The following is a 26,620-nucleotide window of genomic DNA, read 5'->3' on the forward strand; positions in this document are numbered from 1 at the left end:
AATGATGCTGGACGTGATTAAAAAAGCGGCGGTGGCCGCTGTAGATGCCAAGTCTCCCGTTCAGGTAATGTACGGAAGCGTGACAAACACACAACCTCTGGAGATCACTGTTGAACAACGGCTGGCATTGGCTGAGCCTTTTCTGGTACTGCCGGAATCCGTAGTGAACAAAGCTTGGACCGTGGGCGACCATGTCTTGTTGTTACGTGTTCAAGGTGGAGACAGCTTTGTCGTGCTGGATCGGCTGGTGAATCCATGATTCCACAGGGTGCGCAGATTAGTGCAGAAGATCAGGAAGAAGCTGCTGTGCTTCCAAGTCTGACGTATGTATTTCAAGCTTCGGGACAACGAATTGGAAGGCTGCAACTGGATGGAAAAGATGCGGTAAAACAGGCGGTGTATAAAGCGTTGTCTACACGCCGCTACGAGCATCTAATCTATTCCTCGGATTACGGCATGGAATGGTCCTGGGAAGGAATGGCAGGGAGATCCATGGTTGAATCGGAACTGGAACGCTGGATTCGCGAAGCATTGCTTCCGGATGATCGTATATCGGATGTAACGGAGTTTGATTTTGTCCACGAGGCCGATGGGGTAAGGGTTTCTTTTACCGTGGAAACGGATTTTGGCAGCTTCAGGGAAGAGACGGAGGTGAACATGGATGTATGAAGAGCAGACGTTTGAAGTTATTTTAAACCGAATGCTGGACAGGGTACCGGATGGTGTGGATAAACGTGAAGGCAGTATTATCTATGATGCGCTTGCGCCAGCGGCAGTGGAAATGGCTCAGATGTATATCGAGCTAGATGTGAACGCCAATCTGAAGTTTGCTGATACAGCATCTGGAGAGTACCTGGATCGCGCGGTTGCTTGGTCTGGCATTAGTCGAAAAGCGGCCACGAAGGCACGTTGGGTTGGTAGTTTTCAGGATAATGAAGGTAACCCTGTTGAGGTTGCTTTGGAGAGTCGTTTTTCCACGGGGGAGCGGGTGTATGTTGTTGTGGAACGAATAGCGGGAGGGCAATATGTATTGGAATGTGAGGTCGCGGGAGCGGTTGGTAATGAGTATACAGGGGCACTACTGCCCATCGATTATATTGCCGGACTGACGAAGACTGAATTGACACAGTTGCTGGTTCCTGGTGAAGACGAGGAAACGGATCAAGCCTTGGTTGATCGTTATCAGGATAAAGTTTCCCGTCCGGTCACGAGTGCCAACAAATATCAGTATGAGTTATGGGCACGGGAAAACTCCGGGGTTGGCAAAGCAAAGGCTTTTCCACTGTGGGATGGTCCAGGTACAGTCAAAGTGGCATTGCTGAATAATGAAATGCAAACACCTGCTGAGGCGGTCATTGAGGCTGTGCAGGAATATATCGATCCAACCCAGGATGGAATGGGCGAAGGCGCTGCCCCAATTGGTCCCGTGGTCACGGTGGTCGGAGCAGAAGAAGTGCCCATTCATGTCGAGGTGCAGGTCACGCTTGCATCAGGCTCAACGTACGACGGTGTAAAAACGCTGATTGAAGCGGGGGTTACTGCTTATCTGAAAGAATTGGCGTTTGCCGATCCGTTGGTTCGCTGGACGCGTATTGCCAATGTCATTCTGGATATTCCGCCTGTGATCGATTACAGCGATCTGCTGGTGAATGGTGGTATGTCCAACCTGGAGATTGCACCTGGTGCAGTCGCCGTTCTCGGGACGGTGAAGGTGACATGAGCAAAGCAGAGGTATTAATGACTCTTTTGCCGTCGTTGTATGAAAATGTGCTGGAGATGCAGCTTCTTACCGAGACCGAAGGGGTTGAGTTAGACAAGCTTACCGTTGGTTTGGAAAGTGTGCTGGATCAATTCTACCCGGAGTCTGCGACCTGGGCATTGGAGCGTTATGAGCGGGATTTGCAGATTCAGACGAATCAAGCCAAGCCGGACGACCAGCGGAGATCCGTGATCATTTCCAAAATGCGCGGCAGCGGCAAAGTCTCTGGCTCCATGCTTAAGAACGTGGCGCAGGCCTACGAAAGTGGCAGTATTGATGTATCCGTCTCACCCGAGGAATATCTGATCCGGATTCGCTTCATAGATACATGGGGACTGCCGCCCAATCTGGACGATCTGAAGGCAGCGATTGAGGATATTAAACCAGCACATATGACCGTGGAGTACCGTCTACGGTATTTGACGATTTCGGAGGTTGAAAGCATGACGCCGGAGGAGATCGAACAGACAGGACAGGATAAATTTGCAGGAGGTGGAGCTTAAATGAATGAACCAAAAACACCGAATCTTGGTTTGAATAAGATTGACCGTTCTTCACCATCGACAACCTATTTTGATCTGGACAAGTATCTGGATCAGAACTGGGAGAAGGTTGATGATTTTGCGGAGCAGGTGCAGGGAAAGGCTGAGGAGACAGCAGCGCAGGTCAGCGCTATTCAGGAGCGGCTTGATACGGAGAAGCGTAGAACTGTAACACTGGAGCCAAGATTACAAGTTATTAATGCTGAACGTGCCTCGGCGTTTAAGTTGGAAGGTATTAAGGGCCGTACGCTGGTGAACTTGTTGGGCCGTTGTGGAGGTATGGAGAGTTTATCTGGCTTGAATGCCATTCGATCTAATCTTTCGTTGGATCTGATGAATAAAGTAGACGGGAGCAGCGGACTAAAGGTTACTGTTAACTCCGCTGCTTCTCCTAGTGCGGCAGGTGTTGCTACAGTGTCTCTTTCTAATTTTAAAGCGAATAGCTTTTACGTATTAATTGCAAATGTAAAAAACGGAAATTCAATAGAAGGGGCAAATATTGGATTCGGTGGAGATTTTGGCGGGCCATATTCAACATTCGTTCAGACATCTGATAAATTTGTTACGGTATGGGTAAAGAAAAAAGTTTCTACTCAGGGGAGTGGAATTATTGATTTTGCAGTTTTTGGAAACCCGAATCAGTATGGTTACTTTGACTCTGGTCGCCTTTATGAAATCAGCGAATCCGAGTACAATGCGCTCGACAGCATGAATCCGGAACAGGTAGCTCTTGAGTATCCTTATGTTGATAGTGTGCAACCTGTGCTAAATCCATACGTGATTAGGTATGGGGAAAATCTGTTGCCGCCATTTTATGAGTGGGAGATTAGCACGTCTCAAGGATCATATACACTGTCATCTCCTTATACAATTAGCATCTCAAATACAAGCACTACGTGGGGCCAATATGCAAGGTATTATGTTCCTGTTTTGATAGGACAAACCTATGCCTTATCTGTTACTATATCCGATTCAGGAGTGAATGAATCTTGTTATATGTACGCTTGTGATGCAAGCAAACAAAGGGTAGGTAATAAGATCACAAACAGGTCTATCACCGTCCCCGCTGGAGCATCTTACGTAGAGATTGTTGTTAATACAGTGGATGCGAATGGGGCTGTAGTTGGATTATTTACTTTTGCTAACCCGATATTCAATATCGGTAATGAAGCCAAATCATTTAAACCACGTAAAGACGTTATGCACACACTACAAACGGATTTATATGCTGATCCAGTAACTGGTGAGAATGCTGATGAAGTATTTGAGCAGGGTGGACAGTATTACAAGATGAAAAAGTGGTACAAAGTTGATTTTGAGGGGAGTAGAATTACAAGCACTATCTTAGGCAACAAATCCGGATTTAAAACTCTATACCCTAAGTTAGAAGGCGCCAATTATGGCTATTCTTCTATGGCGGCGTCCGCCGCTGTTAAATACGATGGGAAAATCTTAACGTGGGGATCTCATGAGGCAATTGCAGACGGATGGGCGATTGATAAACTCAATAATAATTTTGCAATTTCCGTACCCAACGCAGACAGCGGATGGGGAGACGCATACACGCCGACAGTAAATGAGATTAAGGCGTATTTCATGGGCTGGACGATGCGTAACATGAGCGCCAGCAATTACAATGATCCGACAAACGCGTCTCAAAAAACATGGACACCGATAGGATACTCACCTCCGGCCAACTGGAATAGCACATGGGCACATTTAAGAACGTCAGTACCAGTAAACGAGAGTTCTCCCTCTATTAAAGATGGGACAATTTCGTCATACCAGCTTGTATATCAACTTGCAATACCAACTGTCGAGCCGATCACGTCCGAGGGACAATTGACGTTGATTGAGGGAGATAATCAGGTGGAAGTGGGAACGGGGATTGTATTGCGTGAGAGTATGAAACCAGCTCAGGGAGGAAATGGAGATTGGGGAATCAATATAGTAAGTAGTTCGATTAATACTCCCTTAAAAAACAAAGCTGCTTTAATAATGAAGATCTACCGAAACTCGCGGACTGATAACGCTTGGAGCGTCGTGACCAGAACAGATGGGTCAGCTTATGGTAATCAGCGAGCATATTCAGCTAACGCAAGTTATGATCCGTCAGCAGCCTACAGTGTCACATACCTGATGCTGGACACGTTCCCGATAGCTCCATTTGTCGGATCAGTCCCAGACAACGAAAAGGCGCTACTAACCAACTTGGTTCAGGACATACAACAGGTTAATGCACGTATGGGCCTTATGGAGTCAATAAAGATTTATAGAGATCAAGAAAACCTATGGGGGGCGTTATAGATGGCAGCAGTAGCAAAAAGATTGGTGAAAAGCAATGCTATTCCAACAACGTCAACCGTGCTTTATACAGTTCCTAATGGTGTGACAACCATGGTTAAGGCACTAACAGTATGTAACTCCAATTCAATTGTTGTTAATTTAACTTTGTTGTTTGCTGGAACATATGTAATTAGTAATTACCCTATTAAACCATCTGAGACAATCACGCTGCCTTTTATGGACCAAGTTCTGCTTTCCGGCGAAGCGATTTCAGGACTCGCAACGGCGGGAGCGCTAAATTGTTACATTAGTGGTAAAGAGGTGACGTAATGCCGACACTTGATAATTATTCACTAGGCAATTACGGGTTGGGTGGGTTTGGAGGGATTAGATACAACAGCGTTCAGCTTATAGATCAAAATGCAGCTTATAGCATTCCGGGAAATAGTTCTGATCCAGTCATCGCGTATGATACGGGGATAAGGTTTAATGCTGGCACGAAATTAATTACAATTGCACCTGTTAACACCAGTGCTAAGTTTAATATCTCTCCAGCTCCTAACGTTTATGGACAATGGGCACTTGCGGACGCAAATAATGTAATATGGCCCCTTACAGTGGGCACGAATTCACAGATGTACAGCTACAATAGTTTAATTGTGGACTTGGGAACAGACTCATCATCAGCCAGTTACAATCCCAGTAACTATGGTTTTTTTAGTAACGCAGGACAGTGGGTGTTGCACACAACTTCCAAACCATCGTTATTCAATAAAGAATCTGAAATGAAATTTGTCGCTGTAGGGGCAAATTTCAACACAAATAAAAATAATATTACGGTTATCGTTAGCGGAGTTAGAGTTATTTCCGCCTGAGTAAACAATATTTAGAAATAAAAAGGAGGTGAGGATAGGATGAAGTCAGGTATGAGAATTATATATGATCAAGATGGAGAAATTGTAACATCATTTTGGCAAGGTGACGGTTCGCCCCGAAACGAGATCAAAAAATTGGGATACGTTGATTTGAAATATGACGAAATCGACTATAACATTTATCGAATTGTGAAGATTGATCCAGAAACCAAAAAGCCAGTCATTGAAAGAATTCATCCCGAATTGACTCCAGAAGAGAAAATGAGGGAATTGGAAGACCAAATCTTATTATTAGCCAATGAAAATACAGGAGGGATTTTGTAATGGTAAATGAAGTTGTGGTACGGATTGCTGCTGAACGAATTCTGAACAAGCGACTTAATCCAAAGACTGGTCAAGTGTATTTACTTGATGACATCACAAATGCCGATTATCTGCAAGCAGTCGAAGGTTACATTTTAGAGAAAATTGAAGGAATTTAAGCAGCGTACCCAAGTGGTGCGCTTTTATTATGCCCTCTGGAGTGGTTAGGGGGCTTCTCATATTTAAGGGGCGGATCCGTGTTTAATCGAGAGGCTTTTAACCCGCGAATATCCGTTTCGTCTTTGACCGCACAGGTTCCTGACATATCAGGAGCTGCTGTATCTGCTGCAACTATGGAAATGACGGGTTAAGTGGTTATGTGCTTGCCGTTACAAAGTCGGATTTCATTGGAGAGATTGCAAAATAGGTTGTCTCATCCAAAATGACAGTAGAATAGAATTAGCATTGTAAGCTTCGAAGCTTCCAGTATTAACACATAAAGGAGGTGAAACCATGCAACAGGACACCCTATGGAAATGGCTCCTTGCTCTATTAACCAGCTCAGCAACCTACTTCTTCGGAGGCTGGTCAGGCGTACTGGGTGTACTACTCGTGTTCGTCATCCTCGACTACCTTACCGGCATCGCGGCGGCAGGAATGACTGGCAAGCTAGAAAGCAATGTTGGTATGTTCGGCATCGCACGAAAGGTATTTATATTTGCAATGGTATCGGTGGCTCATCTGGTGGACGGTGTTCTGGGAGACGGACATTTGTTCAGGGATGCGGTCGCCTTTTTTTATATCGCAAATGAGTTGTTGTCCATTATTGAAAATGGGGGCAAGTTGGGCGCACCAATCCCGCCTGCGATCAGACAGGCCATTGAGGTGCTTAAGGGCAAGGGAGGGGACGGGGGTATTCCCAGCAATTATACTTCTGATTCCAATGAATCTTTAGTAAAATCAAATCATGAGGACGCTGATCAACAGACCAGAGATGAAATGAAGTAGGGACTTAGCATTCATTCAAATGTTCCTAGTAGCAAGAGATAGATCAATATTCGAATCGAAAGCCGATCCCTGTCCATTGGCTACAAGTAGTGAAGAAGACGGAATCGATTCTGAAGAAGCGATAGCGGTCGCCTTTGTCTCCGAATTTCAAACCTTTAAGAAAATAAATCAAGAAAATTTGGAGACAACAGCGATCGGAAGAACGTTCCGTATCTGGAACGGTCACGTACCGACTCGGTATTTTTCCTTAGTGAGTTGATGGAAAGCCAATAGACTACCAATAGAAGTTAGATAGCACCGACATAGAATACTAAGCAGATTGACCAAGCAAACCCACTGACATAACCCATAGCCATCCAAACTTACCTTTCACCAACAATCAGGGACACGCACACAAGCAACCCCAGATCCCCAAGCATTAACTATATACAAACGGCAGTTTGCCGCATAAAGGGTGTGAGAAACATGCAAACGAGAAGCTCGGGCAATACGCAGGGCATTGACGTCTCCCGGTATCAGGGCACAATCGATTGGGCTAGAGTGAAGGCAAGCGGTATTACATTTGTGTTCATCAAGGCGACCGAAGGGCAGACGTATACCGATCCAAATTTTCAAACCAATGTAACCGGCGCACTGGCGGCAGGCATGCTGGTCGGAACGTACCATTTTTTCCGCGCAACGACTACTGATGGTGCGAAGGCTGAAGCGGCGCATTATGCCAATACACTGCAAAAAGTAGGAGGCGCCAAGGCGCTGCAATTACCTCCTGTCATGGACTACGAGAACAATCCGGGTAACCTGAGCAAAGCTCAGATCAACACCGTAGCTAAGGCATTTTTAACGGAATTGCAACGTCTCACGGGTGTGAAACCGATCATATACACGGGCAATTCATTTGCCGGGAATTTTGACACGTCACTCAGTTCATACGATCTATGGATTGCGCGTTACAGCAATACACGAGTACCGGATGACCAGCAGGCCTGGAAACGTTGGACGTTCTGGCAGTATACGGACTCGGGCAAGGTGAACGGGATCAGCGGCAACGTGGATATGAACGAGTTCGAAGGATCGGCAGCGGAATTGAGAGCAAGATATGCAACTGCAACACCAAAGCCGCCAGAGCCATCCGAACCGACCAATCCCACGAATCCAACCGAACCACCGAAAGGGGGCGAACCGATGACAGCCGAAGAGAAAGCAGCGTTTGATGCGCTCAAATCCCAGGTCGATAAATTGCAGGCGCGTCAGCAGATGGAAGTTCCAGTCTGGGCGAAAGCGGCCGTGGACGCAGCGCTGGCATATGATACCAAAAATCCGCTGTTCAGCATCGATAGTGGGGCGAGTTATGATTTTTACCGTTTTATCACGGTCATGTACCGCAGAGGTTTATTCAAAAAATAAGCTAATCTAACTTAAAATATAAGTTGGAACTGGTTTTAAATGAGAGCACACAACAAGGGACACACGACGCATTTTGTCGAATGGTGTTCCTTTTTTGTGTTTTATGTAAATGATATTAACATATATAATAAAGTTGAAGACTTATGTCCGTAAATCTCTTGTCTATTTGATGAATGTGATGTAAAGTAAGTTACACGAAATCGATTTTCACCACTGTTTATTTACACAATCCTCCTCATCATGACAAGACTTTAACATGAAAAGTTATTGTAATGTCTCCCTGTTGTAAAATCCAACATCTCTAGATTAATCACACAACGTTATGACATAATCCAATCCAACCTGTTTGAAAAACCACTAGACTATTCTGTTTATCTACTATCTGTTACAGCTAATTGCACCATTGGATTTTAAGCCATTACACTTTAGCCATGACGTTTAACTCCAACTCAAACCTTAAGCCAAACTCCATACCAAACAACGCCACCATTCTCTCTAAATCAGCCTTGTTGGCCGCCACCAAGTCCGTACCATTCTACTATTGCTTATTGACCTAAGTTCAATTATTAAGCAACAACGACAGGCAGTTATATCTGGTCACAACATTCGAAAAGTCTAACAAAATGTGTACGGTTACATCCGTTTTACATTTCATATATACTCCTCAACTTATCTAAACATCCATCACAGGTATCAAAGGCATCTAAAGCCTTTCATATGATACAAGGCACCAAACCGATCGATTGTAATCATTGAAGTTTTTTCACGCCAGTATCACACACATTATGAGACAGGGAAGGGTGTTGTACGTATGCGAATGAGAAAAAAGTGGTTATCCGGGGTCATGGCAATGGCCATGAGTACAGTGTTGATTCTATCGGGCTGCTCCAGCGCCAGTAATGAGGGTACAGGCAATTCACCCGCTCCGGCGGAAGGTAGCGAGCCTCCGGCAGAAGTGGCAGCACAAGATACGATGATAATGGGACGCGGCGGAGATTCGGTGGCGCTGGACCCGGCAATCGTAACAGATGGGGAGTCGCTGAAGATTGGACATCAGGTATTCGACTCATTGCTGGACTACAAAGAAGGTGGAACTGAGGTTGTTCCTGGACTGGCTGAGAGCTGGGAGATTTCGGCGGATGGACTCAAGTATGACTTCAAACTGAAGTCCGGCGTGAAATTCCACGATGGTACTGACTTCAACGCAGAGGCTGTGGTGTTCAACTTCAACCGATGGAGTGATCCGGCCAGTGAATATAAATTCGAGGGAGATTCCTTCGACTATTATGACTCCATGTTTGGTCCAGAAGACGGACGTGTGATTAAGGAAGTAAAGGCGATTGACGAGACAACGGTCGAGTTCACCCTGAACCAGCCACAAGCGCCTTTCCTGCAAAACATTGCGATGACGCCATTTGGCATTGCAAGTCCAACCGCGATTCAGGAGAAAAAGGAAAATTTCAAGAGCGAGCCAGTAGGCACAGGCCCATTTGTATTCAAAGAGTGGAAGCGGAACGACTCCATCACCCTGGAGAAGAATCCGAATTATTGGAAAGAGGGACTGCCGAAGCTGAACAAAGTAATCGTGCGTTCCATTCCGGATAACACGGCTCGCTTCAATGCGTTGCAAAACGGCGAGATTGATATTATGGAAGACTTGAACCCGGACGATCTGTCCATCCTTGAGGGGAATAGTGAGCTGCAAAAAATCGAGCGTCCACCATTTAACGTGTCATATATTGGCTTCAACTTTAAGAAAAAACCGTTTGATAACGTGAAAGTAAGACAAGCGCTCAACCACGCGGTGAACAAACAAGGCATTATCGATGCTTTTTTTGCCGGACAAGCGCAGCCAGCGGTAAACCCGATGCCGCCAACGCTTTGGGGGTATAACGACAGTATTGAAGACTATGCTTATGATCTGGAAAAAGCAAAAGCATTACTTGCCGAAGCCGGCTATCCTGATGGATTGCCTGACCCGGTAACATTCTATGCAATGCCGGTATCCAGGCCGTATATGCCTGACGGCAAGAAGGTTGCCGAAGCGATCCAGGCCGATTTTGAGAAAATCGGAGTGACCGTCAACATTGAATCACCAGAGTGGGCAACGTATCTGGATGATGCCAAAGCCGGGGAGAAAGACGACATTTACATGCTCGGCTGGACCGGTGATAACGGTGACCCGGATAACTTCCTGTACACGCTGCTCGATAAGGATGCGATCCCGGGCAACAACCGCAGCTTCTACGTAAACGAAGAATTGCATACGTTGCTGACGAGTGCGCAGAAAGAAACGGATCAGGACAAACGTGCGGAACTGTACAAGCAAGCGCAGGTGATTATTAAGGAAGATGCTCCATGGATTCCACTTGTGCACACCACTCCTATTTTGGCTGGTAAAGCGAACCTGAAAGATTTCGTGCCGTCCCCATTGGGAACGGAATCCTACGCCAATGCCTACTTTGAATAACTTATATACGAGCTGAACTTAGTATTAAATAGGAACCATTAGTTCAAAGCGCTGGCGTACACGCAATGCTTGGCAGAACCCACATCAGGATGTAACGATCTAAAGCATGCATGTCTGCCAGCGCTTTTTATACGTTAAAGGCAGGTGAATGAGGAGTGAACAGTTACATCGTCAAACGTGTACTCGTGTTACTGCCCGTGCTGCTGGGCATGACTCTGATCGTCTTTTCCATTATCCACGCCATTCCGGGTGATCCGGCCGAGACCATACTCGGGCAAAAGGCAACCGAACAATCCAAGCAAGCTCTGCGTGACCAGCTCGGACTGGACAAACCCTGGTTTCAACAATATTTCGCTTATCTGGGTGATCTGTTTAAGGGAGATCTGGGCACATCCATCCGCACCAAGGTTCCCATTGCCCAGGAAATTGTGCCCTATCTGACAGCGACCCTTGAATTAACGATGGCGAGTATGCTGTTTGCGATCATTATTGGCGTGAATGCAGGGATTGTCAGTGCGTGGAAACATAACTCGTGGTTCGATTACTGCTGTATGGTCATTGCATTGGTGGGTGTATCGATGCCGATCTTCTGGCTTGGGTTGATGGAGCAGTGGCTGTTTGCGAACAAACTGCACTGGCTGCCATCCATCGGCAGGATGAATGCACGCGATCCCATTGAAGCCATTACGGGCTTGTATGTGCTGGATACGATGATTGCCGGACGCTGGGATCAGCTGTGGACGGTAACGAAACATTTGCTGCTGCCAAGTATCGCTCTCGGCACGATTCCAATGGCCGTTATTGCCCGGATGACGCGTTCCAGCATGCTTGAAGTAATGAGTTCGGATTATATCCGAACCGCGAAGGCGAAGGGACTTGGCCCGTTTTTCGTCATATATGGACATGCATTGAAAAATGCGTTTATTCCCGTGCTCACCGTCATCGGCATACAGACCGGATCTTTGCTGGGTGGAGCCGTACTGACCGAAACGATCTTTGCGTGGCCCGGTGTAGGTCGCTATATATATGAAGCAATTAGTTCGCGGGACTATCCGGTGATCCAGAGTGGCATTCTGATCGTGGCATTTTTCTTCGTAGTGATCAACCTGTTTGTGGACTTGCTGTACGCCGTATTCGATCCGCGTATTAGTTATAAATAGGAAATTCATCATTTGGGTTGATGAATGGAACTTAATATAAGATCTTTAAAAAATTACACGACACGAAGAGTGCAGAACCAATCTGTAGAAGCGAAGTGTTCGCATTTATCACCGGATTTTCACCTTTAAAAGGTGGATCAATAAAATCTGGGGATAACAGCGATCGGAAGATGGTGCTGCAATCGTAGTGCCTGAGTGTAATAGAACTCGTTGATCTTGTATTTCATTCATATTCAAGAAGGGAGACGCCGCATGGCCAAATTATCGACCAATACCGGAGCATCCGTTGACGCCGCGTCGGCACCTGCATCAGGTCCATGGCGGGAAGCCTGGAGAACGTTTCGGAAAAATCGGCTTGCGCTAGCAGGCTTGATTATTATCGTTTTTTTCATCCTGCTGGCCTTTGCTGCCCCGTATATTGCCCCGTATGATTACAAAGAGCAGGTACTCGCAGATCGTCTGCAAGCCCCTTCGGCAGAGCATTGGTTCGGTACGGACGATCTCGGGCGTGACGTATTCTCCAGAGTGCTGCACGGAGCGCGAATTTCATTGTGGGTTGGTTTCTTTTCTGTTATTGGCTCTATTATTGCGGGCGCATTGCTCGGTCTGATCGCTGGATATTATGGAAAATGGGCAGACATGCTCATCTCGCGTTTGTTCGATATCCTGCTTGCTTTCCCCGCTATCCTGCTGGCAATTGCCATTGTGGCGATTCTCGGTCCGTCTTTGCAAAATGCATTACTCGCAATAGCGATCGTGAACATCCCGACCTACGGACGACTGGTACGTTCAAGGGTACTTAGCTTGAGACAGGAGGAATTCATTACGTCAGCGCGTACGCTGGGGGCTGGCAATATGCGAATTTTGTTCCGGCACATCTTGCCCAATAGTCTCACCCCGCTCATCGTACAAGGTACCCTGGGGATTGGAACAGCGATTATTGAAGCAGCTGCGCTTGGGTTCCTCGGCATGGGGGCGCAACCCCCAGACCCGGAATGGGGCAAAATGCTGTCGGATTCCCGCCAGTTTCTACAAAAAGCACCGTGGACGCTTATTTTCCCCGGACTTTCCATCATGTTCACCGTGCTCGGTTTCAACTTGCTGGGCGATGGCCTGCGTGACACCCTTGATCCAAAGATGGCCAAAAAATAGAGGTTTGCATCTCCAACCGTAACCGTAGCCCTATCTCTGTAACTCTAACTTTTGCTGTAACGGCAGCTTAAACGCTAACCGTAAGTGTAACTTGTAGCTGTAACGCTAACTTCTGCTCCAATTTAACGAACCTAGGAAGCCTTATTCTGCGATCTACTGCCCGTTCGCCAGTCTAACGAATTTCACACACGCTATTTTGCGAAAAACCTGCGGTAAGTCTCAAAAGGTCGACTAAAGGTGAGCAATATTGTGTCTACAATTCGTTAGATTATGAAATCATCCTAAAAAGGCCAATTAATGTCTGTGGGGTTCGTTAGCGTGTGAATTTCTACTGTCACCTGCCCAAGACAGTCAACCAGCGCACTAGTTGCGACACAGCAAGGTGGATGACCCTTCGAAATACATTAGATGGGGATGATGTGATACAAGCTACTATTCCAACATTACAATCTGTCTCCAAGCCGGTTCGAACTTTGGTTCGAGGCGGCTTTTGTGTTGCATGATGTATTGAGCTAAAATGGTTAGAGATGTGCAGAACATGAAGTGTTATTCGATGATTTTGTTAAAATAACCGCCATCGTATTGACACCCAATTTTCCCATATGTTATATAAAAGGAAAGGGTTTAGCACTCCAATCATCAGAGTGCTAATAAATGATATTTTTACTACACGACTACATATGGAATGATTGTGTTTTTGAATATGGTTTTAATTAACCTTGAATAGGACATGAGAGTGAAATGAGCCAGAAAAAGCCTGGCACGCGAAAGAATGATCAATAGATTAGATTTTCAATTGATTAAAATCTCAATGTTTAAAATCAGTTGGTGAATGGTGCGGCAATAGTGTAGGGGACGAAATCGATTCTGTAGAAGCGAAGCGTTCGCCTAAAAGCTTTCTGAAGGAAAGCTGCTACGGAAGCATACGCTATCCCCTAATTTCTTTTGTTAAAAGGAGATCAAGGAAATTAGGGGATAACAGCGATCGAAAGAACGATTCGTAACCGGAACGGCTAGACCGCACAAAATCATGCGCTTATTTTAAATGAGGAATAGAGTGAATCAAAAAAATCTAGGTATCAAAGCGATTGAAGGCTTTTCTAGTAACGTAACATTCTGCATGTGAGGATTCAAAGGTTTACTTTCTATATTTAACCCAATCATTCTATCCCCAATTTGAAAGGAGACACCCATTCATGGCTAAAAAAGAATTCCAGGCTGAATCCAAACGCTTGCTAGATATGATGATCAACTCCATTTACACCCAAAGAGAAATCTTTTTGAGAGAACTGATCTCCAACTCCAGTGACGCCATTGACAAAATATATTACAAAGCACTGACGGACGACACACTCGTCTTTAACAAAGAGGACTACTACATCAAGCTCACCATCGACAAAGAGAACCGTACGCTTACGCTCACTGATACAGGAATCGGGATGACCCAGGAAGAGCTGGAGAACAATCTGGGAGTTATCGCGAAGAGCGGCTCACTGGCGTTCAAGAAAGAGAATGAAGCCAAAGATGGCCACAACATCATCGGACAATTCGGGGTTGGTTTCTACTCCGCATTTATGGTGGCGGACAAGCTCACCGTAACGAGTAAAACGCTGGGTAGCAACGAAGCATGGAAATGGGAATCCGAAGGCGCGGACGGGTACACGATCTCTCCAGCCGAAAAAGATTCTGTGGGTACGGAGATCGTCCTGACGATCAAACAAAATACGGAAGAAGATTCGTATGACGAATTTTTGGAAGAGTACCGCCTGAGATCCATCATCAAGAAATACTCCGACTTCATTCGCTACCCGATCAAGATGGATGTGACTGGTCAGCGTGCAAAAGAGGGTACAGAGAACGAATTCGAAGAGTACAAAGAAGAGCAAACTGTGAACAGCATGGTGCCGATCTGGCGTAAAAATAAAAGCGAACTGACCGAAGAAGACTACAACAACTTCTATATGGAAAAACGCTACGGTTTTGACAAACCGCTCAAACATCTGCACATCAGCGCGGATGGCGCAGTGGTATACAATGCGATCCTGTTTATCCCGGAGAACACACCATTTGATTATTATACAAAAGAGTATGAAAAAGGGCTTGAACTGTACTCTAACGGTGTATTGATCATGGATAAATGCGGTGATCTGCTGCCAGATTACTTCGGATTTGTAAAAGGTATGGTGGATTCGGAAGATCTGTCCCTGAACATCTCCCGTGAAATGCTGCAACATGACCGTCAGCTCAGTCTGATTGCGAAGAACATCAAGAACAAGATCAAGAGCCAACTGCAAAGCTTGCTCAAGGACGAGCGTGAGAATTACGAGAAATTCTATCAAGCGTTTGGCCGTCAGCTGAAGTATGGCGTATACAGCGACTATGGCGTGAACAAGGATACCCTGCAGGATTTGCTTTTGTTCTCTTCTTCTAAAGAGAAGAAGCTGGTTAGCCTGGACGAGTACGTTTCCAGAATGCCGGAAGATCAGAAGTATATCTACTACGCATCCGGTGAATCCATTGAACGGATTGAGAAGCTGCCACAGATCGAGGGTGTACTCGACAAAGGTTATGAAGTATTGTACTTCACCGACGACATTGATGAGTTTGCAATCAAGATGATCACGAATTATAAAGAGAAAGAATTCAAATCCATCTCCAGCGGTGACCTGGGCATCGAGGACAGTGCAGATAAAGAAGAGACGGACGCACAGGACAACGACAACAAAGAGTTGTTCGAAGCAATGCAAGCACAGCTCGGCGGCAAAGTAAAAGCTGTTAAAGCTTCCAAACGCCTGAAAAGCCACCCGGTATGTTTGTCCACCGAAGGTGAGCTGACGATTGAGATGGAGAAAATCCTGAAAGCCATGCCGAACAGCGAAAATGTACAGGCGGATAAAGTGCTGGAAATCAACGTAAATCACGATGTCTTCAAATCCCTGAAAGACGCATTCGCACAGGATAAAGAAAAACTAAGCCTTTACACAAGCTTGCTGTATCATCAAGCATTGCTGATCGAAGGACTGCCAATTCAAGACCCGGTAGAGTTCACCAACGATATCTGCAAAGTTATGGTCTAAACTACCTTCTTCACCCGACAGGGCATTTGCCCTGTCGGTTTTTTTATTTTTATCTCTTTACCCATACAGCGGAGGGGACGGGGAAGACAGACTATCATTGAAGTAATGAATGAACAATTTAATGGTATTCTTTAGCCTCTCAAAGTCTTGTTTGAAGTCCCCCTTTATAGGGGATGTAATGTCATTTTAGATTGGGTGTGAATCAAACAGCGAAAGTAGTGAAGGGGACGGAATCGATTCTGAAGAAGCGAAGCGTTCGCCTTTATTCCCGAATTTCTCCCTTTCTAAAGGGAATCAAGGAAATTTGGGAATAACAGCGATCAAAAGAACGATCCGTAACCGGAACGGCCACGCAAACTGTATAAGGCACTTTTTTTCGTCATAAGTTACTTTCAATATTAATCATTATCATTTAGGTGCACGGATGATAGTCTGGCGGGGTATAATAAGAGTAGACGACTGTGCATCACAAGTTGATGTGAGAAGAGATGACAATCGCAGACAGGTTTTGCTTTTCGAAACTGCAGAATATGTGTATAATCACTCAAAATAGAGACAGTCGGCTAGGAGTGATCAACATGCAATGGAACGATCTGAGAGAACATAGACAATACCCTGAACTAACGAAACTGGATGGGGCTCGTGCAGCCTATGAGCGCGACTATTCCAGACTAATACATTCACCGACCTTTCGTCGGCTGCAAGGCAAATCGCAGGTGTTTGGTGCAGGAACGGGCGATTATTATCGCACACGATTGACCCACTCCCTGGAGGTGGCGCAGATTGCACGAGAAGCGGCAAGAAGCTTGCTGCGTCGCTACCCGGAGGTGGAGTTGAACCAGGCGGACAGCCCCGGACTGATTATTGATTCTGAAGTGGTGGAGTGTGCCGCGATTGCGCATGATTTCGGTCACCCGCCTTTTGGGCATAAAGGGGAAGAAGTGCTGGATGGCATCCTCGATGATCTCATTAACACAGAGGCCAAGAAAATCATGAAGAAAAATCGCGGGGCCAAATCACCTCAACCGGAACCGGAAATTCGTGCAGAGCTCAAGCGGAAGTATGAGCACTTTGAAGGCAACGCGCATAACTTCCGTCTCATTATGTATTTAGAAAAACGGGAAGATATCGATGGGCTGAACCTGTCGGATGCAGTGCTGCTGGGCATTAACAAGTACCCTTATCCTGGCACGGAGAGCAAGAAAGGCATGTATTATCATGAATGGCAGTATATCCGCGAGATTCGCGATCGTTGGAACATTCCTGCTGGCAAAAAAACGCTTGAAGCGCAGCTGATGGACCTCTGCGACGATATTGCGTATTCCGCACATGATCTGGAAGATGGCATCAAAGCAGGTAAAATCGAAGTACACGAGCATTTCCTGCAAGATCCGCATATCAATCGACTGATTGTGGATAAGATTACGACACTGGAGGATCTGTTCTGGAACGGATGGACAAGGGAAGCGATTGGCAAAAAAGTTGAAGAAGTCCTCGCTTCGTTCCTGCGCATCTGGAATGAAAAGATGCCATTCTGCGAGCATGATTACTCACGTACCCGCCGTGAGGTCAAGGCTTACTGGGTCAGCCTTTTTGTCGCTAGCCTGGGGGTTATTGATAACGGAGACTGGAAAAAGGTGACGTTTGTCCGTGAAGGTGCCGAGGACCTCGACATGCTGCGTACGGTGAGTGTGCTTAAGAGCTTTGCCTGGGTGACCATGATTCGTGACCTGCGTGTGCAGAGGTTGCAAAAGCGCAGTGAATGGATGATTAAGCGTCTGTGGGATGCTTTTCTTGACCCGGAAACGTCCAAATCCATTATTCCGTCCGATTGGCTGCAACGTTATGAGAAGGATCAGGCGAAGGCGAATCCGATCTGGACTTGGGAGCACATGGTGATTGATTATATAGCCGGGATGACGGATGCTTTTGCCGAGAAAATATACAATGAACTATACGGTCTCAAGGTGGGTTCCATCTACGATCTGGATTAGAGATAAGCATGACGAAGGGAGATGAGACGCTTGGGTGCGAACATCAGTGGAAAATACAATCTGGGCGTACTTGACCTTGTTCCAAGGTTGAACGGCGCCACAGCAGAACAGGCGCTACAACAATCCGTTACACTTGCGCAGCATGCTGAAGCCTGGGGCTATTCAAGGTACTGGACGTCGGAGCACCATGACATGGACGAACTTGCATCAGCATCACCGGAAGTGTTGCTTGCCCATATTGGCGCGCGAACGAACACGATCCAGCTTGGCTCCGGTGCCGTACTGTTACCACATTATAGCCCGCTTAAGGTAGCGGAGTCGTTCCGACTGTTGGCGGCGCTCTACCCGGGGCGCATTGAGTTAGGCTTGGGACGTGCTCCTGGGGGCGGTCCCCATGCAACGATGGCCTTGAGTGGCAATTACTTGCAGCATGTGTCCAAGTTGCCTGAATCGCTCGCGGCACTGACCGAACTACTGGAAGATCGATACACTTATGAGGAACATCCGGTGACGGCCCGTCCGATTCCGGAGCTTCCATTATCCTTATGGATGTTGGGTACCAACGTGAAGAGTGCTGAATTTGCCGCTTGCTTCGGTATGGGGTATGTATTCGGACAATTCATGAGTGATGCGGATGGTACGGAAGCTGTGCGGCGTTATCGGGAGGGTTTTATCCCCAGCGCCAATAGGAAAGAGCCGGAGGTTATGGTTGCTGTAAGTGTGCTGTGTGCGGAGACGCAGGAAGAGGCGTTGTCCTGGAGCCGCGAAATGGCGGAGAGACGCAGAGCTGTTGGAAAAGAAGTTTCAACGCAGTCTGACCATGTCAGCACAAGTACCGGCACCAATGACATGACCGATGCCAATGAGAATGAGGTGCAACGGCACTATGCCGGTACACCTGAACAAGTCTCGAAACAGTTGCAGCAGGTGTGCCAAAGGCTGAATACGGATCGGCTGCTTGTAGTGACAACTGGACCGGATTACGAGAGAAGGTTGGCCTCCTACAAGTTGCTGGTGAACGCATAAGGGGGCGGCTGCTAGCCGTTATGATACAAAGAATGGCGGGCTCCATTCCGGTCATCTGTATGGATTCAAATCGTAAGAGCTGCAGATCGGATATTTGCCGTATGCTGCAGCTCTTTTTTGCTTCATTTAAGTCTGAATTTTACATCATTCGATTCCGTTCAACAGATGATGTGAAATAATCACAAGATTTTACAAAATAAAGCATGACTAAAATAAAAGAATGTTATAATACTTTACGTCTCTTTTCCTATAGATATAATATAGAAAAGAGTAATTTGCAAGATGCCAAAAGAAGGGTAAAACAACGACAAAAGCACCTAAAATACGGAGTGGCCGAAGATGGGCACAAGGGGGAAATCATATGTTCAGCAGATTCAAGATCAAGAGTATCGGTCTGCGTATCAGCATCGCGTTCTATCTATTAATCCTCTGTTTAATTCTTCTTAGTGTCACGATTGTTACACAAATGAACTCAATGGAAAAAAACACGAATCTGATCACCAATAACTGGATGCCCTCCATCCAGCAGATTAACCGATTGAATTATACAACAGAACATATTTTGTCATTGAGCTATCGTCACTTTGATGCACAGGCAGGGGCCAAAGCGGACCTTGCTGAAGAGCGCACCAAATACATTCGCGAAACGGCCCAGGCTATTAAAATATATGATCAGCAGGAGAAGACAGCTGAAGAAAAAGAGCAATGGGAAGCATTAAAGAGCAAGTGGGAAGCTTACCTCAAGATAAACACGCAATCCATCAAGCTGAGTGATGAAGGTCAGGAACAACTGGCTAAGGAAGTATCCGAAAAAGGGGCCGCCTCCTTCGATGCCATGCAAGTCCATCTGGACTATCTGGTGGATTACAATCAGCAGCAGTCCGATCTCTCTGCGGCTCAGACGATCAGATCCGTCCAAGATGGCCGAATCATTATCGTCATTGGTGTTCTTGTAATGATTATCATTACAGCAATTGCGATCCCAATTATCCGTTCACAAGTCGTTAAACCACTGCTTCGGGTGATCAGTGCCGTGAAACTGATTGCGGAAGGTCAATTGAATGTCCAGGACATACATACCAAACATGAAGACGAAGTTGGTGTTCTTGCCAAAGCTGTGAATGACATGAAAGGTAATCTGACGTCCATGGTATTGAATGTTAGACGAATTGCTGAAGCCGTCAACCGCCAAAGTAGTGAATTGGCTATTTCCTCTGAAGAGGTTAAGATCGGCAGTCGCCAAATTGCCATAACGATGGAAGAGTCAGCAAAAGCGGCAGAGAGTCAGGCAGAAACGGCTGTTGAATCCGCCCGTACCGTCGAGGGGCTGAACGCAAATATTCAGCAACATTCGGAACAGGGGAATCAGCTTCGTCTGATGTCAGACCTGATTTTGAAACAAGGACAGACCGGCCGCGAGTCCATGGAGCAATCCGTGAACCAAATGCTACAGATTGCTGGCGCAGTTTCCTCTTCCATGAACAAGATGGAACAGCTGGACCGTAAAAACGAAGATATATCGCAGTTGGTTCAAGTCATTCATGACATTGCGCGCCAGACCAACCTGCTCGCATTGAATGCTTCCATTGAAGCTGCCCGGGCAGGAGAGAGTGGACGCGGATTTGCAGTTGTTGCAGCAGAAGTGCGGAAGTTGTCCGAAGCCGTTCGAACTTCTGTGGAAGAGATTACCGTCATCACGGAGGACATCCAGAAGGATTCTCAGGGCGTTGTTGAGGAATTACGAACAGGTGTACTGGAAACAGAACGTGGGCAGCAGCAAGTACGTAATTCCGGCAATCTGTTCCGTACCATTAGTGAGTCGGTAGAGGGTATGGTTCAAGTCATTGGTACAATGACGGATGGACTGGAAGGTATGCAGGAAGCGAGCGGACGGATGAATGATTTCAGTCAACAAATTTCGGCAGTATCCGAGGAATCCGCGGCAAGTGTAGAGGAAGTGTCAGCGTCAGCCGAAGAACAGGTGAGTTCAATGGAAACGATTAGCGGCAATATTCAAACCCTGAAAGATCTGTCCGAAGATCTGCTTTCTTCCATTGAAAAATTAAAAATATAAAACCTCTTCTTATAATAGAAGAAACATGAAGGACGGCTACCATATTGAGCTCTACAAACAGCAAAGATTCAGTTGTCGGAAGTTACGTATATACCTTCGCTTGCCATGAGAATGAACGTGCCCTATGTGAATTGGAATTGGAAACGATGCTCGTTCCTGGGACAGATATTGGTTCAGGAGATCACGCCTATGTACGCTCCAATATTTGCATTCCACCAGGTAGAAGTCCATTTGTCCGGGGCAGACTGGATGTGATGGCCGAAGCGGATACAGTAGCAGGTCTGAAACCTGCTGCTTCACAAGTCGCCTTGTCATCTCGTGAAACGTTCAAGGTTGTCTGCTTGAAAGAGGGTGATGACATGCCGGATTATGCGCATTCTCGTTTGCTGGAAAAAGAGCTGGGCATGTGCATTAAAGGCAAAGCTATGATGAAACAGCCTGACGTGACTTTTGGACTAATGCATGTGAATGGAAAATGGCTCTTCGGTCAATGGACAGAAGCCGATCGCTCGTGGCAAACCCATCATCAGAAGCCGCAAAATTACTCCACAGGCCTTGGTGTTACGTTAGCCAGAGCGTTAGTCAATATTGCTATTCCGCAAGTGGAGGGGCATCAGTTGCTCGATCCATGCTGCGGAATGGGAACCGTTGTAATTGAGGCATTGTCGATGGGAATTGAGGTCAAGGGAAATGATTTGAACCCTTTGGCGGTACAGGGTGCACGCATTAATCTTCCTCATTATGGGTATGATCCAACCAGAATTACCCTCGGGGATATGAATGATCTGGAAGGTTTCTACGATGCAGCCATTCTGGACATGCCATATAATCTCTGTTCTGTTCTTCCGGATGAGGAACAACTTGCCATGTTGACGAGTTTGAAGAGACTTGCAGGACGGGCAGTGATCGTTTCCACCGAATGGGTGGAGGGGCACATTCTGGATGCCGGATGGAACATTGATCAGTATCGAACGGTGAGCAAAGGCACGTTTATACGTCACATTTGGCTATGCACTTAGAACGGCTGCGCTGAAAATAACAGAAAAAACCTCCATACCGGAAAAAATCCATTTTCCGGTATGGAGGTTTTTGATTTTCGTAGGGAAACTACCTTACATGAATTTGTACAATTTCACCTAGGACCATCTGGAATTTTTAGTATTTATGACTATAATTCACCAGATTGAGCGGAAGGGTTTTTCCGGCGATATATGCTTCCAAATTTTGAACAAAAATATCAAGTGCCCGCTCGGTGTATTGCTCTGTACTGCCTGCAATATGCGGAGTAATCAAGACGTTATCCTTACCCCATAGTGGATGATCTGCGGGGAGCGGTTCCTCCTCGAATACATCAAGTGCAGCAAAGGCAACCTGTCCACTGTCCAGTGCACCCAGCAGAGCTTCCGTATTTACGCTTGGGCCACGTCCCACGTTGACGAAACAGGAACCGGATTTGAAATGCTCAAATGCAGACTGATTATAGATATGATGCGTTTCATCTGTGAGTGGCAAAATATTGATGACGTAATCGCCTTGCCCCAGTGCTTCGTGTAAGCCGGACATATTGTACATTTGGTCTACATTTGGAACGTCTTTTCCGGAGCGACGAACCCCAATGACGTTCATGCCTAGTGCTTTGAGAATACGTGCGGTTTCTGTTCCAATCTCTCCAACGCCGACGATAACCGCTGTTTTGCCATGCAATTCCGGAAGTGGTTTGCCTGGGGATTTCCATTCTGCCTGCTGCTGGTGCAGCATCGCTTGTCTGAGCCAGCGGCTGTGGGACAACATCATACCAAGAATAATCTCGGTTATGGGAATGGCGTGTACGCCATTAGCACTGGTTACCAATATGCTTTTTTGTTCCAAATCTGAGAAAGGAAGGTTGTCCACACCTGCGGACCAGACTTGAACCCATTTTAAAGGGCTGTTTTCTTTCAGTGCATGTTCGGTTACCAGAGGAGACCAGCCTAAGACAATTTCGGCTTCTTTTAACTCTGATGTGTCAATCTCTTTGGCTTTGCCAACCGTAAGTGTATAACCTGGTGCTGCATCCAGAATACGTTGTTGCTGCTTTGTCGACAAGGATGGAAAACATACAATTTTACCCATAGTTAGTGGCCTCCTGAATTGAAATAAGTTGTGGTATTAGTTTAGCAGAAAAGAAGGCGATGTGCGTAAAAGGCAGGAATACAGCCTCATGTGCAAATCCCAAAAATTGTGTCACTCTATACTTAACCAGCTTGAAACCATAGAGACGACTGTGAAATAATAAAACGAACTCTAGAAGAGGTGTATACCATGAATAACTATTCACATTCACATACGGATCTTCCATCCCGACGGGAACGATTGTTTATTGCACTCCGGGTGCCGGCACATATTCAGAATTCACTTCGGATATCTGCGGAACAGGTGCAAGGAAAGCTTGATTTTCGCAAATGGACGGACTACCGGGATTATCATATTACATTGCAATTTCTGGGGGATACCCTTGTTAGTGACATTGGACATCTGCGGAAAGCGCTACGTTTGGCAACGGTCGGGTTCCAGCCGTTTGAACTGCAATTATCCGGATGGGGAACGTTCGGTTTGGAAGAGGCACCAAAGGTATTGTGGAAAGGTGTTGAAGGAGAAGTGGACCAACTTCATCTTCTGCAAAAACAGATCGTGGGCGCAACTGCTGCCCTTGGATTTGAGGCCGAATTAAGACCTTATTCTCCTCATATTACGATTGCGCGTAAATTTCTGGGCCAGAACCCAGGAAATGAAGATAAAGGAATATTTGGAGTGCTTCCAGGGCAATTTTTAGGTGTTAATTCTTGGATGGTCCAAGATTTTGTGCTTTATGTGACACAGCCAGGTCAGGCGCCGATGTATGAGGTCGTGGATACGTTTTCTTTTTCCTGAAACTCATTGATATGACATAAAATCACATTGACATAACGTTATTCCCTATGTAATATTAGCCATCGTTATTCAAATTCTTTTTTTGTGGTTACTTAGTTTAGGGAATTGTTTCGACAGGAGGAATCTTCGAATGGATATTATAAGCAAGAATCGTTGGGTGGCACCGATGTTATCTGTGCTGCTTGTATGTATAGTGGGGGCTAACGTCGTTCAGGCGACTGGAAAATGGAATGAGGCAAGTGATAGCAAACAGATGACCGAACTTGCGGCATCTGCAGAAAATAGTGAAAATTCTTTTAGCGGAGACAGGCGTATGATGCAAGACGGGACAAGTCTATCTTCTGATGCGTCTACACAGACTGATAACTGGACCAATTCGCTCCCGGCCAAGAACTGGCTGACGGCTGCCCAGGAAGAGCAGGAACAGAAAGAAGCCAAGGCTAAACATGCGGCCAGAGCTGCAGCAGCGGCCAAAGCAAAGAAAGAGGCTGCTCTGAAATTGGCCAAGATAGAGCATGCCAAAGCGGTAGCTGCAATTACGACTCCCCCCCAAAAACTTTACTTTACACGGACCAAACTCCTGAACCAGGAAGACTCGAAACTTGCAACCTGGTCATACAGTGTGTCCGATAAAGAGCTGCTTCTGCTGCAAAAAATTGTCATGGCAGAGGCGGAAGGTGAACCGTACGAAGGCAAAGTGGCAGTTGCCAATGTTGTCTTAAACCGGCTGCGGTCAGCCAATTTTCCCGATACCATTTACAAAGTAATCTACCAGAAATCTCAATTCAGTCCTGTAGCGAACGGGCGCTTGAAACGTGTTACTCCTAATGAGGACAGTATCAAGGCAGTTAATGCAGCGTTGAATGGGAAAAAGGAAGTCGCCGATGATACGTATTATTTCTTGTCATTGACGCTTGCGGACGATCTGACAGTGGCTCGCTCCCAGAAAAAAGTAAAAACGATCGGGCATCATACTTTTTACAAGTAATTGACCAGTAAATTCTGCAAACAGGCAGGGTAGTTAACTATGTATTCGCTACATAGACCTTGAAAAGCCCTGTAATGCAGTTTTATTTCGTCGTTTTTAACTTTATTGGCGATGAGAGTTTGTTATTTAAATTACCCTTTTTTGCAGCAAATCATACGGAGATAAGATTGAAATAAAAGAAGGTTCTCTTCCGGATTAATGGAGGGGAACCTTCTTTGTGCATGTCTTTAAGAGATGAAATACCTTCGTAGAACGACTAGAAGGGGTCATAGAGCTGCTAGAATGGAATTCTGGTACCTGACAGCGAAGTTGCCCCGATTCCGGCTGTGAAGCGCTCCTTGGGCGCCGATGTGACTTCCGCTGTAGCCGGGAACAATAAATCATGGACAGCCTGGGCACAACACGTTGGATCGTAGGTGTTTCTGTTCCCTGGTTTGTGGACTGCTTTCAGCTGGCTTTCAGCTTCACGTGGTGCATAGATCTGCTCACACAAATGCCTGAAGCGATTGGTAATAACGTCAGCAGAGTGAATGATTTGACCGTATCCGGCTTGTACAAAATATTCACAGTTCTCTTCTTCCTGTCCCGGCAATGGAGGTACGAATAACATCGGCAAGCCTTTAGCCAATGCTTCTGTACAAGTCATGCCACCTGGTTTCGTAATGAGCACATCGGATACGTCCATCAGTTTGCTGACCTCACGAGTATACCCAAGAATGCGTATATTCGGATGTTGGAAGCAGGACATTTCCTTCAGCTTGGCAATCATTTTCTCATTGCTTCCCAGACAGAAAAGCAGCTGTACCCGATCCGCCCATGACGTGAGGGTCTTCATATGCTCTTCATCAAAGGAAAGTCCCCATCCGCCACCCATTAGCAGAGCAGTGGGTATGTTCTGAAGCCCCATTTCCTGTCGGAGGCTTACCTTGTCTCCTGCTTCCCAGAAGTCAGGATGAACAGGAATACCGGTGATTTGGATGCGAGAGGGTTCAACACCCCTGATCTCAAGCAGAGCCTTAACTTGTGGTGTGGATACCAAATATTTGTTGACCTCGGGATTAATCCACGTTGCATGTACGTCGTAGTCTGTGACCAGTGTATAAAGTGGAATATTAAGTCCCTGACGTTTCAGTCGTGAGATGACCGCATTCGGAAATGGATGAGTACAGATCACGGCATCGGGTTTCAATTGGGATACGACCTGAGCCGTCTGTGTATAGAAAATCCGATGCAAGGCCAGTTTGGTAAATCCGTTTAGTGATTTGTTATATTGTGTCCGATACAGCAGACTGACCAGCTTGGGCTGAACGGTTAGTGTCTTGCGGTATGCAGACAGAATAAGCGGAGCCATGGTTGGATTTAAAAATTTGCCGAGCTCAATAACCCGACTATGCACATGTGGACTGACTTTCTTAATGCCGCTTGCGAGCGCATGGGCGGCCTGGGTGTGACCGGTGCCGAAACCTTCGGATAACAAGAGCACTCTTGGTTTTCGCATGAGTTCACCTTTATTCATCAATTTAAATTTAACATTCACAGTCATACCGCACGTTGCATTACTACATGAATATACAGCGAAGCGGAAAATCATG

23 protein-coding genes are annotated in these 26,620 nt (G+C 46.2%); 21 read left to right on the plus strand and 2 right to left on the minus strand.

Annotation, left to right across the window (positions count from 1 at the left end):
* Window position 1: 1 nt before the first annotated feature.
* The 19 genes from HP548_RS29580 (at window position 2) to HP548_RS29670 (ending at window position 22,149) form a co-directional block, all read left to right on the plus strand.
* On the plus strand, window positions 2-259 hold the full coding sequence (locus tag HP548_RS29580) for a DUF2577 family protein (RefSeq protein WP_175383663.1): 258 nt from the start codon (window positions 2-4) through the stop codon (window positions 257-259).
* A complete protein-coding gene (locus HP548_RS29585) occupies window positions 256-669 on the plus strand; it encodes a DUF2634 domain-containing protein (protein ID WP_063564533.1) in 414 nt (137 codons plus the stop codon). Before HP548_RS29580 ends, HP548_RS29585 begins: the two co-directional genes overlap by 4 nt.
* Window positions 662-1,720 carry a baseplate J/gp47 family protein gene (locus HP548_RS29590; RefSeq protein ID WP_175383664.1) on the plus strand — a complete coding sequence of 353 codons (1,059 nt, stop codon included), beginning with the start codon at window positions 662-664 and terminating at the stop codon, window positions 1,718-1,720. The genes HP548_RS29585 and HP548_RS29590 overlap by 8 nt, the downstream gene beginning before the upstream one ends.
* The gene (locus HP548_RS29595) at window positions 1,717-2,262 is read left to right on the plus strand and encodes a putative phage tail protein (RefSeq protein ID WP_175383665.1); all 546 of its coding nucleotides are present in this window, start codon (window positions 1,717-1,719) and stop codon (window positions 2,260-2,262) included. The genes HP548_RS29590 and HP548_RS29595 overlap by 4 nt, the downstream gene beginning before the upstream one ends.
* A complete protein-coding gene (locus HP548_RS29600; protein WP_175383666.1) occupies window positions 2,263-4,608 on the plus strand; it encodes a hypothetical protein in 2,346 nt (781 codons plus the stop codon).
* A complete protein-coding gene (locus HP548_RS29605) occupies window positions 4,609-4,917 on the plus strand; it encodes a hypothetical protein (protein ID WP_175383667.1) in 309 nt (102 codons plus the stop codon).
* Window positions 4,917-5,462, plus strand: a complete 546-nt coding sequence (locus HP548_RS29610; protein ID WP_175383668.1) for a hypothetical protein — start codon at window positions 4,917-4,919, stop codon at window positions 5,460-5,462. The genes HP548_RS29605 and HP548_RS29610 overlap by 1 nt, the downstream gene beginning before the upstream one ends.
* 39 nt (window positions 5,463-5,501) lie before the next feature.
* Window positions 5,502-5,786, plus strand: a complete 285-nt coding sequence (locus HP548_RS29615) for a hypothetical protein (protein WP_175383669.1) — start codon at window positions 5,502-5,504, stop codon at window positions 5,784-5,786.
* Window positions 5,786-5,944, plus strand: a complete 159-nt coding sequence (locus HP548_RS29620; RefSeq protein WP_175383670.1) for a hypothetical protein — start codon at window positions 5,786-5,788, stop codon at window positions 5,942-5,944. The genes HP548_RS29615 and HP548_RS29620 overlap by 1 nt, the downstream gene beginning before the upstream one ends.
* Before the next feature lie 334 nt (window positions 5,945-6,278).
* Window positions 6,279-6,773 carry a phage holin family protein gene (locus tag HP548_RS29625; protein WP_246318266.1) on the plus strand — a complete coding sequence of 165 codons (495 nt, stop codon included), beginning with the start codon at window positions 6,279-6,281 and terminating at the stop codon, window positions 6,771-6,773.
* A 465-nt stretch (window positions 6,774-7,238) separates the two neighbouring features.
* Window positions 7,239-8,177 (plus strand): glycoside hydrolase family 25 protein, encoded by a 939-nt coding sequence (locus HP548_RS29630; RefSeq protein ID WP_175383671.1) that lies wholly within the window; start codon window positions 7,239-7,241, stop codon window positions 8,175-8,177.
* Between the two features lie 817 nt (window positions 8,178-8,994).
* Window positions 8,995-10,647, plus strand: a complete 1,653-nt coding sequence (locus tag HP548_RS29635; protein ID WP_076291570.1) for an ABC transporter substrate-binding protein — start codon at window positions 8,995-8,997, stop codon at window positions 10,645-10,647.
* Between the two features lie 155 nt (window positions 10,648-10,802).
* Window positions 10,803-11,807 carry an ABC transporter permease subunit gene (locus tag HP548_RS29640; protein ID WP_175383672.1) on the plus strand — a complete coding sequence of 335 codons (1,005 nt, stop codon included), beginning with the start codon at window positions 10,803-10,805 and terminating at the stop codon, window positions 11,805-11,807.
* A 252-nt stretch (window positions 11,808-12,059) separates the two neighbouring features.
* On the plus strand, window positions 12,060-12,959 hold the full coding sequence (gene nikC / locus HP548_RS29645) for a nickel transporter permease (RefSeq protein WP_175383673.1): 900 nt from the start codon (window positions 12,060-12,062) through the stop codon (window positions 12,957-12,959).
* Window positions 12,960-14,155: 1,196 nt separating this feature from the next.
* Window positions 14,156-16,036: a molecular chaperone HtpG gene (gene htpG / locus HP548_RS29650; protein WP_175383674.1), complete on the plus strand. Its 1,881-nt coding sequence runs from the start codon at window positions 14,156-14,158 to the stop codon at window positions 16,034-16,036.
* 578 nt (window positions 16,037-16,614) lie between these two features.
* Window positions 16,615-18,030, plus strand: coding sequence for a deoxyguanosinetriphosphate triphosphohydrolase family protein (locus HP548_RS29655; protein WP_175383675.1), 1,416 nt, complete (start codon window positions 16,615-16,617; stop codon window positions 18,028-18,030).
* A 30-nt stretch (window positions 18,031-18,060) separates the two neighbouring features.
* A complete protein-coding gene (locus HP548_RS29660; RefSeq protein ID WP_246318267.1) occupies window positions 18,061-19,056 on the plus strand; it encodes an MsnO8 family LLM class oxidoreductase in 996 nt (331 codons plus the stop codon).
* Window positions 19,057-19,417: 361 nt separating this feature from the next.
* Entirely contained in the window at window positions 19,418-21,130 is a 1,713-nt protein-coding gene (locus tag HP548_RS29665; RefSeq protein ID WP_175383677.1) for a methyl-accepting chemotaxis protein, read from the plus strand.
* 44 nt (window positions 21,131-21,174) lie between these two features.
* Window positions 21,175-22,149, plus strand: coding sequence for a TRM11 family SAM-dependent methyltransferase (locus tag HP548_RS29670; protein ID WP_246318268.1), 975 nt, complete (start codon window positions 21,175-21,177; stop codon window positions 22,147-22,149).
* A 136-nt stretch (window positions 22,150-22,285) separates the two neighbouring features.
* Here HP548_RS29670 and HP548_RS29675 read toward each other — a convergent pair whose 3' ends face one another.
* Window positions 22,286-23,242 carry a D-2-hydroxyacid dehydrogenase gene (locus HP548_RS29675; protein ID WP_076291482.1) on the minus strand — a complete coding sequence of 319 codons (957 nt, stop codon included), beginning with the start codon at window positions 23,240-23,242 and terminating at the stop codon, window positions 22,286-22,288.
* Between the two features lie 189 nt (window positions 23,243-23,431).
* Between HP548_RS29675 and thpR the strand changes: the two genes are divergently transcribed.
* Together thpR and HP548_RS29685 are read left to right on the plus strand one after the other, a co-directional pair.
* Window positions 23,432-24,040, plus strand: a complete 609-nt coding sequence (thpR, locus tag HP548_RS29680) for an RNA 2',3'-cyclic phosphodiesterase (protein ID WP_175383678.1) — start codon at window positions 23,432-23,434, stop codon at window positions 24,038-24,040.
* A 130-nt stretch (window positions 24,041-24,170) separates the two neighbouring features.
* Window positions 24,171-25,028 carry a cell wall hydrolase gene (locus tag HP548_RS29685; RefSeq protein WP_099855806.1) on the plus strand — a complete coding sequence of 286 codons (858 nt, stop codon included), beginning with the start codon at window positions 24,171-24,173 and terminating at the stop codon, window positions 25,026-25,028.
* 277 nt (window positions 25,029-25,305) lie between these two features.
* Here HP548_RS29685 and HP548_RS29690 read toward each other — a convergent pair whose 3' ends face one another.
* Window positions 25,306-26,526: an MGDG synthase family glycosyltransferase gene (locus HP548_RS29690; RefSeq protein ID WP_175384016.1), complete on the minus strand. Its 1,221-nt coding sequence runs from the start codon at window positions 26,524-26,526 to the stop codon at window positions 25,306-25,308.
* Window positions 26,527-26,620 lie beyond the last annotated feature (94 nt).

It is taken from the genome of Paenibacillus taichungensis, from assembly GCF_013359905.1.
Lineage (GTDB): Bacteria > Bacillota > Bacilli > Paenibacillales > Paenibacillaceae > Paenibacillus > Paenibacillus taichungensis.